The following is a 16,756-nucleotide window of genomic DNA, read 5'->3' as shown; positions in this document are numbered from 1 at the left end:
CGCTGCAGCTGCCGCCCGCGCAGCCGCTGCCGGCGCCGCCGGCCAGGCCGGGGAGACTGTGCAGGGCCTGCTGCAGGTCGCTGAGCAAAGAGCGGATGCGGTCGATGGGCGCGCTATCTTTCAAAGCGCTCCTGGTGTCCTGCACCAGCTGTTCCATACGGGCTTTTTCGTGCACGGGCAGTTTGTCCTGGTGCTCTTTGAGCTGGCGCTCCAGCTGGTAAGCCAGACTGTCGGCTTCGTTGCGGGTTTCGGCTTCCTGGCGGCGCTGCTTGTCCTCGGCGGCATACTGCTGGGCTTCCCGCACCATGCGGTCTACCTCGGCTTTGTCCAGGGTGCTGGAGCCGCTGATGGTCACGCTCTGCTCCTTGCCCGTGGCCTTGTCCCGGGCGCTTACGGTGAGGATGCCGTTGGCGTCGATGTCAAAGGTCACTTCGATTTGCGGCACGCCGCGCGGTGCGGGTGGGATGCCGTCCAGCTTGAACAGGCCCAGGGTGCGGTTGTCCCGGGCCATTTCCCGCTCGCCCTGCAGCACGTGGATGTCCACGGCCGGCTGGTTGTCTTCCGCCGTGCTGAAGATCTGGCTGCGCCGCACCGGAATAGTGGTGTTGCGCTCGATGATTTTGGTCATCACGCCGCCCAGGGTTTCCACGCCCAGAGAAAGGGGCGTTACATCCAATAGCAGCACGTCTTTCACTTCGCCCGCCAGCACGCCGGCCTGGATGGCTGCGCCCACGGCCACCACTTCGTCCGGGTTGACGCCCTGGTTGGGCTCTTTGCCGGTCAGCTCCTTCACCAGGCGCTGCACAGCCGGGATGCGGGTGGAACCGCCCACCAGGATGACCTCGTCAATGTCCCGGGCGGTAAGCTTGGCGTCGGCCAGGGCGGCCAGCACCGGGCCGCGGCAGCGTTCCACCAGATGGTGGGTGATGTCCTCGAATTTGGCCCGGGTCAGCTTGAGCTCCAGGTGTTTGGGTCCCGAGGCGTCGGCCGTGATGAAGGGCAGGCTGATGGTGGTTTCCATGGTGCTGGAAAGCTCCACCTTGGCCTTTTCCGCCGCTTCGGTCAAACGCTGCAGAGCCTGTTTGTCGCGGCGCAGGTCAATGCCGTAGTCCTTCATGAATTCCTCGGCCATCCAGTCCACTACCACTTTGTCGAAGTTGTCGCCCCCCAGGTGGGTGTCGCCGTTGGTGGCCTTCACCTCGAAGACGCCGTCACCCACTTCCAGGATGGACACGTCAAAGGTACCGCCGCCCAGGTCGAAGACCAAGATGGTTTCGTTTTTCTTTTTCTCCAGCCCGTAGGCCAGCGCGGCGGCGGTGGGCTCGTTGATGATGCGCAGCACATTCAGGCCGGCAATGCGCCCGGCATCCTTGGTGGCCTGGCGCTGGGCGTCGTTGAAGTAGGCCGGCACGGTGATCACCGCGTCGGTAATCTTTTCGCCAATGTATTTGGAAGCGTCGTCCACCAGCTTTTTCAGCACCTGGGCGGATATTTCCTCGGGGGCGTAGAGTTTGTCGCCCACTTTAAAGCGCACGGTGTCATTGGGTCCCTGCACTACCTGGTAGGGCACCAGCTGGCGCTCTTCGGCCACTTCCGAGTAGCGGCGGCCGATAAAGCGCTTGACCGAGTACAGGGTTTTATCCGGGTTGAGCACGGCCTGGCGCTTGGCCACCTGCCCCACCAGGCGCTCGCCGTCCGGGCGGAAGGCCACCACCGAGGGTGTGGTGCGTCCCCCTTCTGCGTTGACTATTACTGTAGGGCGACCGCCCTCCATGACGGCCACCACCGAGTTGGTAGTTCCCAGGTCTATACCTACTGCTTTGGCCATTGTCCAGACCTCCTTTGGTTGGTTTGATGATGGTTTGATGTTGGTGTGTCAACATCCCGGGCCGGGGTTGGCCGGCGGGGATGGTTTCCGGTAAATTCCACCTTTTAGTATTGCCCGGAAACGGTTGGTTCATAATCTGATATTGACTATCCTTGACTATAATATTGAGCTGTTTTGCCGGGGTTGGCAAGGGCGGAATTTGTTGGTGGAAGCTTAATTATTGTGTTTATCAACGGTTATCAGAAAATACGGCCTTGTTTTAAATGAAATTTGCGCAATTTTATCCTACGGGTTGCTGAATATATCACCGGCCTGGGTAACGATCTGGCCGGTAAGGTCTTGTTGCTGGTTTCTCAGGTTTGAGAGCATTGGCTGAAAATTATAGAGGCGGTGCCTGTAAACAGGACACCGCCCCGCCAGCGGTGGCGACTTGGCGCTTTACTCCTCCCCCAGCAGTTTGAGCACTTCGGTGGAATAGGCCACGGCCGGGCCGCCGCCCATGAGCATGGCCACGCTGGCCGCTTCCAGGATTTCCTGCCGGCTGGCGCCCAGCGCTCTGGCCTGCTTGACATGGTGGGCAATGCAATAGGAACAGCGCACGGCTACGGCGATGCCCAAGGCAATCAGCTCTTTTTGTTTGGCCGAAAGGGCGCCGTCTTTGATCACAGCGCTGTGCAGCTGCATAAAGCCTTTCATTACATCGGGCAGTTCCCGCGCCAGCTGCATTTCCAGATTGGGGTTGGGGTGTTGTTGGCAGGACATGGAATCACCTCCCTGTTTGGGGATCTGGTTCTAATGTTTTCGGGATCAGACATGAATATGCAAGCGGCTCGGGCAATACGGGCCGATTTTTAAATTCATCGACCTCCATATAGCTGGTTTCTTCCAGCCATTGAGGGGAAGCTGTGCCGGTCCAATGGAGTAGCATAGCTAGTTCTTTAATACGGGGTAGTTGCCACAGCTTATTGACAGGGTCAAGACTGGTTGATTGGTCAGGTTTTTGCTTCTCTGGAGGGGAAGAAGCTTCCCGGACTCCCTGGTGCATTTCTGGCTCATGAAGCGGCTTGTCTTTCAATAAGCTTAGCAGCCAGTTGGCAAAGGCTGCTTTAAAATACTGGTGGTCGTAATTATTATTGTTTACGGTAGGTAGATACCAGTTAATGCTACCATCCTGGCTCTGGGTTAATAATTGGGTGTACCGTCCCTTTTCACCAGTGTGTTCGCTGAGAACCAGCTGGGGGACAATTTGCACTGAACCAAGTCCCAATGGTTTGCCCATCCCCAGTTTATGTCTCATTTGAGGGGGTAAATCCAATACAAAGAGCAGTGCTCCCAGTTCCACAGCGCTCAAGTTCTCAAATCTAATTTTTCCCTGAAAACAGCCTTTTTTTATTGGTCTGATGTGGGCAGGGAGTAATTTACCTTTCTGATGGCGGTTTGGGGCAGGACATTTTGTTCTCCAACTATGGGGTTTATTGGGATCATCCGGAGTTTGGCGATGCCAGTAGAACTTGTATCCCCGGATCTGGGTGCAGTCGCTATCCCAGTGCTTTACAGGATCTAAAGATTTTAGGGTTTGCTTCAGATAATGTTGAAATGCCGTGGGCTTGGGCATGCTCAAGATTTGGGTACAGCATGTATCCATTGGTGCTTGCTCCGGCTTTAGGAAAGCATCTTCAAAAAAAAGCCGGGTAGCGAAGTGTCCTGGTTTACCAAAAAGAACGGTGACCAGGTCGTCGCGGTTGTCGGCTGGTAGATTTTGTTTACAGCATTCACCGATGGATTTTTGATATGGGATACGGAACCAGCGGGTATGACCCAGATGGCTGACCACGCCATCATCTTCCAGATAGAAGCAGGGTATGCCATCGGGTAGGTCTTTAGCTAGCTGGTGGTTTTTCGAAACCAGGATCTTGAGCAAGTCAATATTCTTATGCCGCCAGGTGTCCCTTTGATAATTTTCAATAGCTTTATTCAGGTTGGTAATACTCTGACCTTTGGTGTCGGGGCAGGAAACAAGCCACTGGTTTTTCTTGCCAGGGACTTCTCCACTTAATACCAGATAGCCTGCCCCGGTGGTTTTTATGGTTTGGTCCAAACTCAGCTCGTTTACCTGCTCTCCGCTAGCCTTAAAGTACAACAATTTCTTGCTGATTTTATACTGAGGGTTTTGGCTCAATTCAATAAATTCCACAGTATTTTTTTCCAAAAAAGTTTTTATGCATTTTTTGCTTACTCGATAATACTGCCTGTCGGAATGGCAGTTGGCTGGTGTCAACATGTACCGGCATGTACCGGAGTCGTATTGCAAATAGCCGCATTTTACTTGTTTAAGCTGGTTGATGTAATATTGGCGGTAACTTTTAACCTGTTCACCAACAGCCCGGTAATAAAATTTTAGTTCGGGCTGATAAAAGGTAAGCCGGGCATAGGATACTACCTCCATTAAGGTGCGCACCATGCCTCGCAGGCTGCTGCCCGGAATGCGCAAAGCTCCGCCCGGGGAGAAGAAGTCCGGATGGTCAGCCTGGGTGGCTTTTTGTTCGGCTTCTTCTATGGAATAGGTATCTCGGATGTATAAAGGCGTAAGTACCTTGATTTCCAGGTTAATGCAACCGGTGAAGCGATTGGCATGATATTTGCTTTGGTCAGGTGGGGGGTCTGCAGCAACCACCTGCTCAGGGAGGGAAACAAAGTTATATGGTGCCCGGGCGCGTTTCGTGGGGATGTTGGTCGCCTTTTGGTTTGATTGAGACGAAGAGATGTTTTTATCCACCATTGGTCACCTCCGCTGCAAATTGGATGAAACGACAATCCACATATCCAGCCTGTCCCAGTTCATTGTATGCAATGTAATTTCGGGTGTGCAGCCATATTGGGCTGCCGCGTTTCACCTGGCTTTTTATGAGCTGAGCAGGCAGGGAAAACCTGATCCCCCGGCCGGCATACATTTCTACCCGGCCTGTTTTGGGGTCATAATATTCCACCTTTCCCCAGAGCAGTTGTCTGGCATCAACGTAATCTGTTAGCCGGGCCTTATTCGGTTTTATGTCCATCTCCGTACGCCAGCGGTAATGGAAAACATTGCCGGAACCGGTCCGTTGAGCCCAGATATAAAATTCCTGCTCAGGAGTAAAAAGGCGCAGGGAATGCAAATGCTGGGAATTTGGACAAAGAGTTTTTCCGGGTTGCCAGGGGAGGTAAAGCTGGTTTTTCTGAAATAGACACAAGTAAATCCCTTCATCCTGGATAAGCATTGCCCCTGCCGAAGTTGTTAATGATTCCAGGAGCAGTTTTTCTTCGGCCTTTTCCAGCAGGGTGGATAGCTCACCGGTGCCTGTTTGAACAATGGTGGACATACTGCCCAGCTGGTAGGGACTAGACGGCATATGGGGGTGCGGGTTGTTCATTTACTCTTCCCCTCCCTCTGCCCTATCTGGCGGCAAGGGATTTTGCCGACACATTTCCAGAAACGATTTAATATAGTCATTCAGTTCCTGGGATATTCTATCCTGACATTGTGTATCTGAAGCGGAAAGGAGCAAGCTGTTATCTTGCTCAATTATTTTGATAGTGCGCTGTGCCTGGCTGTTATGAAAAGTTAGACAGGCTGAATGCCCGGTCAATACGCCCCGGCCAATGGCTTTTTCTCCCCCCAGGGGCAGGTCGCCGGTCCACAGATCTTTAAGCAATAACAGAATCAGGCCGATTTGCCAGGGAGCATATTCTACTATTTCCATTTGCAGTTCCAGAAGGGCATTTCCCGATTGGTCCAGTGGCCATAGAGGCATGCTGTCGAAAAGTCGGCCGGCGAGGGCGCCGCCGGTGAAGCGATCTATACTGATTCTCATCTGGATTTCATTAATAAAGTATCGAGAATCAAGTATACTTTCCCCAACGCGTAGTTTCCCCTTTTGTTTGGTTGGATTGGTGAATTCTTTGTGCGGTTTTCCGCTAGGTGCCGCTTTTTTCTCTACCCGGCCGAACAGTTCATCCAGCAGGATGGAAGGGTTGCCGCCCAGTGTGCGCACAATTCTTTCTGCCCGGTTGCGCAGAGCTCCCCGTAGAGCAGTGCCGGGCAGTATATTTTGGCCAGCACATTTGACGGGTACTTTATCCGGTGCAATATCCAAAATGGGCTGGTCGTTCCGGAGGGAGGAATCCGGGTAGTGCCCGAACAATAAAGAAGTTTTTAATCTCATTTGAGCTTTTAACTGGAAAACAGCGGGCCCGGGCCTGGATTCCAGGAGGACGATTTTCTCTCCCAGGGTCTGGGTGGCGGTTTTTTCACCCTGTGCCCAGATGAGCATTCCTTCGTCCGGTGCAGTACGGTTGCTCAACCAGTCGATAACATGTTCCCTTCGCTGGAAATCGTATTCGTAGAGACGGCCGTTTATCAGCCAGCATTGGCCGAATCCCACCCGGCTCATACCTCCCAGGAGGATGGCTCCCTGGGCCAATTGATCGGCCAGCCAGGCCAGTACTGCCCGGAAAAAGCGGCGACAAAAGGCCTGTCTGAGAGTAACTTCCAGATGTAGCTGAAAGAGCGCTCCCGGTTCAATAATCTCAAAATCGTACTTAAACTTATCCTGGACAATGCCGGTCATGGGATTGATTTTAATTCCGTCCCGGCGGGTAATGGTTGCTTTTTCGTGTGGCAACAAGAGGGCATCTTGGACCAGCAGGGCGCTTTGCCAGGTGTGTTCGCCTTCCGGATGTTCCGGGGGAGTTTCTTTTCCCCAGAAGTAGTGAGATTGTTCTAAATGTTGCTGTTCTGTCAGGCAAATATGTTGGGCAAAATGGTTTTTTAAAGCGCCGGCCAGTGATGTTCCCGGTATGTACGGACAGCCCTGACCGTCCTTGAGTACAGGCAGGTCACAGGTTGTGTCCGCAGTCCCGCTGCCAATGAATAGGGGGGTTTTTAACTGCAGTTGACCCAGTAGCAACAGTTTGCCGCGCACCATTGCCGGTGACCATGGGTTTGAGATTGGACGGTCGGGGGAAGTGGTCTGGGAAGCGGGGTCAGCGGGTGAAGCTGGTGAATGGTTGGGTGTTGATAAAGATAAAAACAATTTTGTCCCTCCTTAAAGTAAGGACATTGCCGGTGTTGCCGGGTTTAAGATGCGCTTAGCTGGCGGCTGGCCTGGAAAAAGGCCAGCCAGTACATTTTATAGGCTTGATCGCAGGTTAAAACTTCATCAGCAGTCAGGCCACCAGGAATTAATGGTTTCAAGCAATTTATTGTTTTGTCCTGTAAAACTGAAAGGCTTTTTCTGCGGGGCTCGAATTCACGCTGTAAACTACTCATTAAGCTTTCTCCCTGGTAGTTGCTATACTGTTCCAGAGCCGTTCGGGCGGGGGATTTTAAGTTGTTCAGCATCAGGCAAAATTTATCTTTTCCAGAAGAGCTTTGTAGCATTTTTTCCAGCCTGCCCCATAGATGATGAGAAATAGTATGATTTGTATTTCTTTTGTGCCTTTCTTGAGCATCATTCCAGGCTTTTTGTTGCAATTCTTGGGTTGCTGCCCGGCGCAGGAGATGGATAATCGCTGCTTTGCTGAAACCGGTGGACTCAGCAACCTGATCCGGCATTTCGAAAAAAGACAGGTTTTCCTCCGGATACGAGGTGACCTGGAGGCCTGTTATAGCTTGCTTTGGATAGAAGGTTACCTGTCCCAAGCCTTCTGATTGGCCCATTCCCAGCCCGGTTTGTTCCAGCAGCTGTAGTTTGTCCCATGGTACCGGCCCATCGGGAAAATGCAGGAGAAAGGCGCTGCCGGCTGACCACAGCCGTTCCTGGGGATGTTTAAGGTGCCAGTGGGAAACAAAGTTCTGGCGACTTTCCTGGCGGGCAAAGCATTTGTCAATATTTACCCGGCAGTTTAATTCTGTCTGCAAACAGATTTCTAATTCTGACCGGGAGAGAGCGGGAAAACCAAACCGGTTGGACAACAAAAGGGGCGATTTTAAGATCATGATTACATCCCGGCAGTCCGTCTGTTCGGTAGGTGGTGGCATAGAAAACTTCTGCGGTGTTTCTAGTTTGATTTCCACCAGCCCGTATTGGATGCGACTGGATTTGCCCAGAGTGGCCCGGAAACTCATTTCCAAAATTTGATACATATGATGCAGTAGATCCATGTCACCGGTTATAGCACCTTGAAATACCTGTTGAGAATCAATAGCTTCGTAATAAAAGATCCCTTCATCGGGTCCATGACCCTTGATGCGACATTTGTACGAGTTATGAGCTTCGTATCCCAGGCGGGTAAGGTGAAAGTTTAACCTGGTGGTTACGGGCTTTTCTATTAGCTGCCAGCCATTATCTGTTGAAGGGATGACAAATCCACCGGCCCACTTACTGTTTTCTATAGCTTCCGGGGTACCGCCCAGCAAATTGAACAGGTTATTATTTTGCGGCCGGATGCCCGGTTTACACCGGTGAATAAACAGCGGAGTGGGAAACAGTTCATTATCTCTCCGAGTATGCGGATAAGCAGGCAGGAAGCGTACTTTGCCAGATAAAAAACAGTCATAAAAATGACTATTACTCTGGGCTATTTCGGTTGTAAGAGCTCTTAATTTCAAATAACGGTGGGCCAGGCAGCCGCGCAGCGCACTGCCTGGAATATGGTGTAGAGTGGATACTGTGTTTTGGTCCCCCTGCTGGGAGGGTAAAACCAGTGGAGCCAGGGCGGTGATCAGCACCCGCATTTTTCCCTGTGGCTGAGACAGGGATGTCCTGGCTATCGGCTGGTGGTTAGTTGTGTTCGTTGAGATGGAGGGGGAGGTTTTTCGCTCCAGCAGCTGTGAAAAAGTCTTACCTTTTGCCAGTTCGGTCAGGACTTGTTGACATAAGTCCTGGTCTTTTCTGGTAAGCCCCACCTCAATCCGTCCCAGCCCGCGATTGCGCAGGCTGCCAGCTCGGCGTAGATTTAAACAGGCTAGGGCCAGTAAATTTTCCACCCAGGGGGTACACTCTTCCAGGTAAATGTTGCCGGTAAAGGAAATGGGCTGGCCAGCCAGGGAATCTTTTAAAATGCGTACGGTACGCAGGGTATTTTCCAGGGCGGTGCCCGATTGTTGATCCAGGGCAGTTTGCTGACGTATCTCTGTAAAAATATCTGTCACTTGCCCGGGAGTGAACAGGGTTGTTAAAGCAGGAAGGTTAGATTGTCTTATTTTTTCTAGTATCTTGCGCAGCATTGTCTGTTCCGGCAGGTGCAGATTATAGAGCTTAAGTAGACCCGGTCGGGTGGATGTACCAAAAAGCTCTTCCAGCAGGGATAAAAACCGGTCAACACCGGCCGTTTTTTCTGCCTGCTGGAACATTTCAATAACTTCCAGTGCACTTTCTTTCAGCAACCCTTTTAAACGGCGGGCGGGAAACACAGGTAAACCGTCGGGTTGGAAAACAATGTCGGTGTCAATAACTTTGCCGAAACCAGCACCGCTGCCCAGCAACAGAGGAGAAAGTAGCTTGATATTAATGGTAAGAGTATTCATTCTTGCACATCACTGCCTTCCTGGGGGGATGGGTGAGGCTGATTTAATAGATATGGTGGGTAAAATTCCACCATTTCCAACATATCCCGGTAGGGTGTGCGGTTGCTGAAATGACCGGAGGAGGAATAATCGTCCATATGATTGCAGGTTGGGAACCCGGGCAGCCGTAGATTTCTTCTTTGCAGGTGGGAAACTTGCTCTTCTACCGCTTGTATGCTGGTGGAGTAAGCCAGGTGCAGTTTTTTTCGCTGGCTGGAGGGCCAGTTGGCCAGTTGTACTATCCCCTGCTTGAGATTGTTTAGACAGTTTCCATAAAAAGAATGGTAGTTTCTTGTTTTGCATACAGAACAACCTTCTTCCACCAGGTAGGGCCCGAAGTAAAGATCCAGGTTGGTGATGCGGTATTCCTCCCGGCGAATGGCGGGCAGGGAAAGGTGCTGGTGCCCCCGGGCAATGTGTATATCCACCCATGATGTGCCAGGGTTGTACCTGGACATTAGCTTGGCCTGGCTGCAAAGTGTTTCTGCCAGCTGATAGGCCCGGAAAAAAGGGTATTTGGTGTGGACTATAGCTATGCCAGCGCTGGCGGAAAAACTTTTAATGCTGGAAGGGAAATGACTTAATTTTTTTTGAGCCAGTTGACACCAATGGGCTAGAAATTTTTCCGTCAGGAAAAGTCCCAAACGGCCGTCTGTTAAAAAAGTAATATCATCGCCTCCCAGTACCAGGGGGCGCAGGGGCAAGATGATTTGCCGTTCATTGGTTTGGCTGATTTTAAACCGCGGGTCTTTTTGCAGGAGAGGGAGAAGCGAATACGTTTCCTCAACGGTTTGCCGGAATGCCTCTTCGGTAACCAGCACCACTTCCCGGCAACGTTTACGGTAATCCGCCAGATCGGGGCTGGCTTTGAACCAGTGGCCCATGTCATTTCCATCAATGTATACTACGGCGAGATAGTTCATGCCGCTGGTTTGGCCCAGCTTATCTACTTCTTTAGCAAAAACGCAATTTTTTGCTTTTTCATGGGGGAGATACTTGTGGTTGATATCTTGCCATTCTTTTTCAGCAAAAAGAGCTTTGACTGCTGTAGCATACGACCGAAAAGTATTATCCGGGGCATAAAAATAATCCAGCGGCAGGTTGTTTGTGGGACACTCGGCTGTAATGCCCCAGCCGGTCAAGGTGGTCACAGGGAAGGAGCTATTTTTACTATCGGTAAGTTTTTGAAAGATTTTGGTCAGCTGATTGGCGAAGTTCTGGTCATGGTGGAAATGGTCAATGACTATAGCAGTGCGCAGGCCGGGTAAATGCACCAGCAACTGGCGAGTGAGGTGCCGGACAAATTCTTTAGCCAGAGCGGGAGTGCGGAAAAAATACATGATTTTGCCCCCGCCTTGAAAAGCCAGTTCCGCCAGACAATTTTGCTCCTGCAGGATAGCAATATAATCTGGCTCTTGCCACCACCGATCCAGGGTAGCCTGGCCGGCTTCTTTTTTGGCAACCTGTAAAGCAGCAACCTGGGCCATTTGGGGCAGCACCTGTTCAATAATATAAGATGCGCCCACATTTTCGCGCAGCCTGTTGCTGGCAAAAACGTATTGCTGAATAGCGGGAACATCCAGCAGTACGGCAGTTGTTGCCTGGGAGGATGTTGTTGTGGACAATGTTCTCCCCCCTTTGAATGTTCGTTCTGGTTGACCGGTTAAAAGATAAGCTGCTGTAAAATTTTCTCCAGTTGTCCGGGTTGTGTTAAATCGACAACATCTATGAGCTCAAAATTGCCCGAGATGTTGCCGGTAATATTGACAATATCATTCTTGAAAGCATCGCGCCTTTTTCCATTCAGCAAACATGCCAGTACGGCCCGGGCTTCCTCTCCACCCATCTGCATGGCCCGGTGAATGGCTTCTATTGCCTTGTATTTTAGTTCTTTTTCATCATTTTTTCCGCAGGAGATATTCCAGAGTTGATAGCCCTTAAGAAGCAAAACATCGATTTCAAATTCTTTTTCTTTAATACCTGTATTGCCACTAATAATATCATTTTGGGGAGCCTTTATAGCCTTTATATTGATATGTAATTGATACAAATCCTTGTAGGAGGAAAGTTCTTTCAATTTCTCCAGGGTGTCATATATATACCATTCCAGCCAGAAGCCATGTTTTGTCAAAGATTCGGCCAAACAATTGATATCTACGGAGAGCGCACCGGAGAAATGGTTGCTGATGTAGTTTTTCACTTCTTCCAGTTCGGGGTTTTGGTCTTGGGCCAGATATTTTAGCTTATATTCATAAAGCTGGGCGCGCTGTGTTTTCTCTATACAACCCCATACTTCAGATTCTTTTGGAAGTCTATAGTCACCGACTTTTTGATAACCATGTAATAATAACAAACTGTCCAATTCTATATTGAGCTGGGGATGCAGCATATCTACCGGGGCATGAAGGGTGGAATCGTCAAATTTCAACTGCATACTGCGACTGTCCAGGTAGGAAAAGGTGAGGGAACGCAATTGGTCTTTTCTTTGGTTCATATAACGGTGAACATGCACAGCCATGCTTTTAGTTCCACCGGTGTAGTTGAGATGCCAAGAGGAGTTGTGGTTTTGGAGAAAGGAGTCCAGTTTTCCCATGTCCTGAAAAATGCTCTGGGCGTCGCTGGCATCGTTTAATTCTACAGAAAGCTTTATTATTTGTTCGGGGAATTCTTTTGTCAGGACATTTTTCAGGTTTTGGGCGATGTTTAAGGTGCCCTGTTGGCCAATGGATTCATTTCGGCGGGAGCAAATCAGATGGATTTGAAATGGGGAGTTGTTGTTTAGGATGAAATATTTAGCAACTATATAATTGGGCAAAGGATTGGTTCCCACCAGCAGAACCAGATGATCAAACTGATATGAAGTGCTCAAGACAGGTGTCCTCCTCCGCGAAAATCTTGTTATAAACATTATAATATTGCCTGTCTAGCGAATTATGGCGAAACGTGTCATGCAGGCAAAGTTGGTAGGAAAGATGCTTTCGAGAAAGCTGTTTCACCATGGAAACATTTACCGGATTGACCCCAGAAAAAATTTCTGGTAAAAAATTTTTATGTAATAAATTGTCGAATAATGACGAATTTGGTTTTTGGAGAAAGGGATGGAATAGGGTGCGTTCTATTAAGTATCAGATTGCCGGTGTAGTGTTGGGGGCAATTTTTTTGCTGGCGGCGGGCGTTTCGTTTATTATATACCGGGGCCTGCAGGACCAGGCTACTGCGCTGCTAACGCAGAAGCTGCAGGGGGATTTGCATATGTCTATGGCGCTTTTGGAAAGACAGTATCCGGGTCGCTGGAGGGTGCAGGGAGACAGGCTCTATAAGGGCGATATGATGATAAACGGAAATGATGAACTGGTGGACAGTCTGAGCCGGTTGACCGGTGACAGTCATACTGTTTTTCTGGGCGATCTGCGCATTGCCACCACGGTGAAAAAGGAAGACGGCAGCCGGGCGGTGGGTACCAGGGCGACTGCTGGCGTGGTGGACAGGGTGCTGAAACAAGGGCAGGTTTATCTTGGCGAAGCGATGGTGGTGGGCCGACCCTACCAGACGGCTTATTTACCCATTCGGGATGATCAGGGTAATAATATCGGTATGCTGTATGCGGGTGTATCCCGGGAAGAGGTGCAAAGACAAATTTTTCGCGCCTTTGGCCGTATGCTGGTGGTGGTTGTCAGTACTGGCCTGTTGATCGGGCTGTTTATCAACTGGTTGATTGTTCGCTGGGTGGTGCGTCCTATTCAACTGGTGGTGGGAGCGGTGGAAAAACTGGGTTAGGGCGACCTGGCCTGCCGGGTTGAGCTAAGAGAAAAAAATGAGCTGGGCCAACTGGCAGCTGGCCTTGACCGGACAGCAGCAGAACTGAGTGGTTTGGTAACCAAAATTGCCGAGTGCAGTGCCAGCCTGGCCGCCCAGAGCCAGCAAATGGCTGCTTCCACCCAGCAAATTGGTGCTACGGTGCAGGAGCAAAGTAACCATACGGCCCAGGTGGCTGCTGCCGCTCAACAGGGGACGGCCATGTCCAACAGTGTGGCAGAACAGTTCAACCGGGTGGTGGAAAAAACAGCAGAAGGCTACCGGGCTGTAATGCAGACGGTGCAGGATATGCAGTCCACGGCAGGCGTGGTGCAGGAAACCGCCCGATCGATAAACGCTTTGTATGAGCTGTGCCAGAGCATTGGCCGGATTACCGAAATGATTAGGACAATAGCCAATCAGACTAATTTGCTGGCTTTAAATGCCGCCATTGAAGCGGCGCGGGCGGGTGAGAGCGGCCGCGGGTTTGCTGTGGTGGCCGAGGAAGTGCGTTTGCTGGCCGAACAGTCGGCCCGCTCGGCGTCTGAAATCGCCGATTTAATCATGCAAGTGCAGCAACGGGCGGAAGGCACGGCCCATGATATCGAGCAGGTAACCCGTCAGGTACAGGCCGGTGCCCGACAGGCGGAGCATGGTGGACAACTGTTTGGTTTAATCCGGGAACAGATTGGAGATGTGGCCCGGGTGATTGACGAAGTCGCTATAAGTATTAGTGCTACCAGCCAGAGCACCCAGGAACTGGCGGCAGGTCATGAACAGATCAACCTGGCATTGCAGCAGATGGTGGAAGCCAGCCAGTCTCTGGCGGATATTGCCCAGCAATTGAACAACCTGACCGGTAGATTTAAGCTGTAAAAAAGCCCGGAACAGTGTCCTGTATTCCTGTAGGGCACTGCCCCGGGCTTTTTCCACTTTTACAATGTCCTATGCCTCCCGCAGGTCAAACACTCGCTTGCTTTTCTTTTCACTGCGCGGCAGGCTGCCGCAGGGCACCACCTCTACATCCACCAGCACGCCGATGCGCGCTTTGATCTGGCGGCGGCAGTCTTCCGCCACCCGGGCCGGGTCAAAGCCGGCTTCGCCTTCCACTTTGAGCAGCATGTTGTCCTTGCCCTGCCGGCGGGTGAGGATGATCTGGTATTCGCTGCTGGCGCCCGGGGTGTGGCGCAGGACGTGGTCGATCTGGCCGGGGTAGATGTTTACGCCCTTGATTTTGATCATGTCGTCGGTGCGCCCCAGTACCCGCTGGATGGTGGGATAGGGGCTGCCGCAGGGACAGGGCTCGGGATTGATGGCCGTGATGTCGTGGGTGCGGTAGCGCAAAAGGGGCATGCCCTCCTTGGTCAGGGTGGTGATGACCAGTTCGCCCTGCTGGCCGGGGGGCAGCTGCCGGCCCGTGGCCGGGTCGATGATCTCAAAAAGCAAGTGGTCATACCAGTAGTGCAGGCCGGCGTGCTGCGGGCAGTCCATGGCGATGCCCGGGCCGTATACTTCGGTCAGGCCGTAGATATCAAAGGTTTCGATACCCAAAAGCTCTTCTATCCGGGCGCGCATTTTTTCGCCCCAGCGCTCCGAGCCGAAAATGCCCTTTTGGAGGGCTATTTTATTTTGCAGGCCGCGCCGGGCCACTTCTTCGGCCAGCAGCAGGCCGTAGGAGGAGGTGGCGATGAGCACGGTGCTTTTTAAGTCCACCAGCATTTCCAGCTGTTTTTCCGTGTTGCCCGGCCCGGTGGGCACGGCCAGGGCCCCCAGCTTTTCTACACCGGCCTGAAAGCCGATGCCGGCCGTCCACAGGCCGTAGCCCGGCGTGATCTGCACCCGGTCGTGCCGGCTAATCCCGGCCAGAGCCAGGCAGCGGGCCATCATCTCGGCCCAGACGTTTACATCGCCGGCCGTGTAGGGCACGATGACCGGTTTACCCGTGGTGCCCGAGGAGGAGTGGATGCGTACCACCTGCTCTTCGGGCACGGCCATGAGTCCCAGCGGGTAGGCGTCGCGCAGTTCGCTCTTGCTGGTGCAGGGCAGGCGTTCCAGATCGGCCATGCTTTTGATGCTGGCCGGATCTATGCCGGCCCGGTCCAGTTTGTGCCGGTAAAAGGGTGAGCTGGCGTAAAGGCGCGGGATGAACTGGCGCAATTTTTGTTCCTGATAATGAAAGATGGCCTCCAGTGCCGGGGGCTTGTTGATAGAAAGTTGCAGGGCCATATTTTTTACCCTGGCCGGTCCCGCTCCCGGGTGAGATGGCTTGATGGGGCGGCCCGGCCGGGTTTTGCACCTCCTCGGGGGGTTATTCGACTTGTCGTTTTGCTGGAAAGAGTGCTGCGGGATGGTCTGCTCCCTCACTGCCGACAGGCGGTTGACCGGCCCAACCCGGGTGGTGTACGGTAGCCTTACCGGGCGCTGGGCAGGACCGGGTCCAGGTTATGCTGTAACACTGAGTTCGGAATGGAAAACCGGGCTCGGTAAGCCGGCGAGCAGGTGTTGCATGTGCTCTCCGCCGGCCTGGAAAGCCTGCCGGTTCACGGCGTGCATTTTGGCCGGCAGCTGCTCCAGCAGGGCGGCCAGCAGATCGGCCGGGGTGAAAGGCAGGCCGGGCAGCTGGCTGAAAGCGCCCAGCAGGGCGGCATTGGCCGCTTTGGGGTGGCCGGCGGCCCGGGCCAGGGCGGCAGTGTCCAGCAGGTACAGCCGGCCATCCCGCCCGGCCACCGCCCGCTCAAGATGCTCGGTGAGGGCCTGCGGATCGTATTCGGACAGACCCAGGCGCACGGTGACCGGCACTATGGCGGTCTGGCTGACCAGGGCTGTGCCGCCCGGGCGCAGTTTGGCCAGGCCGCGCACGGCTTCGGCCAGTTCCAGGCCCAGCAGGAAGTTGGCCCGGCCGTCGGGGATGATGGGGCCGGGGATGCCGTCGCCCAGGCGCACATGTCCGGTGACCGGCCCTTCCCGCTGGGCCATGCCGATTACTTCCGAGGTGCGTACGAGCAGGCCCCGGCCGATGGCCGCCCGGGCCAGGGTGTGGGCGGCCAGTACGGAACCCTGGCCCCCCACGCCGCAGATGACTATATCCAGTCTGGGGTTCATGGTGATGCTCCCTTCTTGTTTGGTTGGCCGGTAATGGTAGAGCTGTTTTTCTCCCAGGGGAGGGCTTTACAGCAGGGGTGTTTTCTGGCATTTGTTTATATCCAGCCGGTTGATGGCATGGTGCCTGATGCTGTTTAATCTATAGACCGGGTCACAATGGCACCTGCCGGGCAGATTCTAGCGCATATTCCGCAGCCGTGGCAGCTGGCAGCGGTTTGCACCGTACCGTCGGGCTGTTGTTCCAGGGCCGGGCAGCCCAGCTCCTGAAGGCACAGGCCGCAGGCCAGGCATTTTTGGCTGTCCACGGTGCAGCGCTTTTGCGGCCGCACCAGTGCTACACATTCCCTTTGCAGCACCACTACAGCCGGGCCGGGGTGCTGGACGGCCCGGCGGATGGCCGCCTGCGCCCCGGCCAGGTCGTAGGGGTCGGCCTGGAGCACCAGGCCGGCGCCGCAGGCCCGGGCGATGGCGGCGATGTCCAGGGC

13 protein-coding genes are annotated in these 16,756 nt (G+C 53.1%); 2 read left to right on the top strand and 11 right to left on the bottom strand.

The window, feature by feature from the left end; all coding sequences use genetic code 11:
* From dnaK to ACUVTU_RS11615, 8 genes are all read right to left on the bottom strand, one after another.
* The coding region (dnaK, locus tag ACUVTU_RS11650; protein ID WP_445890130.1) for a molecular chaperone DnaK at positions 1-1,828 on the bottom strand (1,828 nt) is incomplete at its 3' end.
* Between the two features lie 438 nt (positions 1,829-2,266).
* Positions 2,267-2,590 carry a carboxymuconolactone decarboxylase family protein gene (locus ACUVTU_RS11645; protein ID WP_445890129.1) on the bottom strand — a complete coding sequence of 108 codons (324 nt, stop codon included), beginning with the start codon at positions 2,588-2,590 and terminating at the stop codon, positions 2,267-2,269.
* Between the two features lie 4 nt (positions 2,591-2,594).
* Entirely contained in the window at positions 2,595-4,607 is a 2,013-nt protein-coding gene (locus ACUVTU_RS11640) for a TIGR03986 family type III CRISPR-associated RAMP protein (RefSeq protein ID WP_445890128.1), read from the bottom strand.
* The gene (gene csx19 / locus ACUVTU_RS11635) at positions 4,597-5,238 is read right to left on the bottom strand and encodes a type III-D CRISPR-associated protein Csx19 (protein ID WP_445890127.1); all 642 of its coding nucleotides are present in this window, start codon (positions 5,236-5,238) and stop codon (positions 4,597-4,599) included. The genes ACUVTU_RS11640 and csx19 overlap by 11 nt, the downstream gene beginning before the upstream one ends.
* Positions 5,239-6,774 (bottom strand): RAMP superfamily CRISPR-associated protein, encoded by a 1,536-nt coding sequence (locus ACUVTU_RS11630; RefSeq protein WP_445890126.1) that lies wholly within the window; start codon positions 6,772-6,774, stop codon positions 5,239-5,241.
* A 170-nt stretch (positions 6,775-6,944) separates the two neighbouring features.
* On the bottom strand, positions 6,945-9,335 hold the full coding sequence (locus ACUVTU_RS11625; protein WP_445890125.1) for an RAMP superfamily CRISPR-associated protein: 2,391 nt from the start codon (positions 9,333-9,335) through the stop codon (positions 6,945-6,947).
* Positions 9,332-10,999 carry a Cas10/Cmr2 second palm domain-containing protein gene (locus tag ACUVTU_RS11620; protein ID WP_445890124.1) on the bottom strand — a complete coding sequence of 556 codons (1,668 nt, stop codon included), beginning with the start codon at positions 10,997-10,999 and terminating at the stop codon, positions 9,332-9,334. The genes ACUVTU_RS11625 and ACUVTU_RS11620 overlap by 4 nt, the downstream gene beginning before the upstream one ends.
* Before the next feature lie 38 nt (positions 11,000-11,037).
* The gene (locus tag ACUVTU_RS11615; protein WP_445890123.1) at positions 11,038-12,243 is read right to left on the bottom strand and encodes a hypothetical protein; all 1,206 of its coding nucleotides are present in this window, start codon (positions 12,241-12,243) and stop codon (positions 11,038-11,040) included.
* Positions 12,244-12,482: 239 nt separating this feature from the next.
* Between ACUVTU_RS11615 and ACUVTU_RS11610 the strand changes: the two genes are divergently transcribed.
* Entirely contained in the window at positions 12,483-13,151 is a 669-nt protein-coding gene (locus ACUVTU_RS11610; RefSeq protein ID WP_445890122.1) for a cache domain-containing protein, read from the top strand.
* 147 nt (positions 13,152-13,298) lie between these two features.
* Positions 13,299-14,045, top strand: coding sequence for a methyl-accepting chemotaxis protein (locus ACUVTU_RS11605; protein WP_445890131.1), 747 nt, complete (start codon positions 13,299-13,301; stop codon positions 14,043-14,045).
* A gap of 69 nt (positions 14,046-14,114) precedes the next feature.
* Here the strand turns inward: ACUVTU_RS11605 and ACUVTU_RS11600 are convergent, their stop codons facing one another.
* The 3 genes from ACUVTU_RS11600 to ACUVTU_RS11590 form a co-directional block, all read right to left on the bottom strand.
* Positions 14,115-15,395, bottom strand: coding sequence for a phenylacetate--CoA ligase family protein (locus ACUVTU_RS11600; protein WP_445890121.1), 1,281 nt, complete (start codon positions 15,393-15,395; stop codon positions 14,115-14,117).
* Positions 15,396-15,611: 216 nt separating this feature from the next.
* The gene (locus ACUVTU_RS11595) at positions 15,612-16,271 is read right to left on the bottom strand and encodes an indolepyruvate oxidoreductase subunit beta (protein WP_445890120.1); all 660 of its coding nucleotides are present in this window, start codon (positions 16,269-16,271) and stop codon (positions 15,612-15,614) included.
* 134 nt (positions 16,272-16,405) lie between these two features.
* Positions 16,406-16,756 (bottom strand): 4Fe-4S binding protein (locus ACUVTU_RS11590; protein WP_445890119.1); only part of this gene is annotated, 351 nt, incomplete at its 5' end.

The organism is Desulfurispora sp., from assembly GCF_052744395.1.
The sequence above is the reverse complement of the archived record's forward strand: the minus strand, read 5'-3'. Positions and strand labels throughout refer to the sequence as shown.

What these genes read in the sequence shown, in the direction of transcription:
- ACUVTU_RS11625 (WP_445890125.1), bottom strand. Translation starts at nt 9,335, where the DNA reads ATGAATACTCTTACCATTAATATCAAGCTACTTTCTCCTCTGTTGCTG.
- ACUVTU_RS11595 (WP_445890120.1), bottom strand. Translation starts at nt 16,271, where the DNA reads ATGAACCCCAGACTGGATATAGTCATCTGCGGCGTGGGGGGCCAGGGT.
- csx19 (WP_445890127.1), bottom strand. Translation starts at nt 5,238, where the DNA reads ATGAACAACCCGCACCCCCATATGCCGTCTAGTCCCTACCAGCTGGGC.
- ACUVTU_RS11640 (WP_445890128.1), bottom strand. Translation starts at nt 4,607, where the DNA reads ATGGTGGATAAAAACATCTCTTCGTCTCAATCAAACCAAAAGGCGACC.
- ACUVTU_RS11605 (WP_445890131.1), top strand. Translation starts at nt 13,299, where the DNA reads ATGGCTGCTTCCACCCAGCAAATTGGTGCTACGGTGCAGGAGCAAAGT.
- ACUVTU_RS11600 (WP_445890121.1), bottom strand. Translation starts at nt 15,395, where the DNA reads ATGGCCCTGCAACTTTCTATCAACAAGCCCCCGGCACTGGAGGCCATC.
- ACUVTU_RS11645 (WP_445890129.1), bottom strand. Translation starts at nt 2,590, where the DNA reads ATGTCCTGCCAACAACACCCCAACCCCAATCTGGAAATGCAGCTGGCG.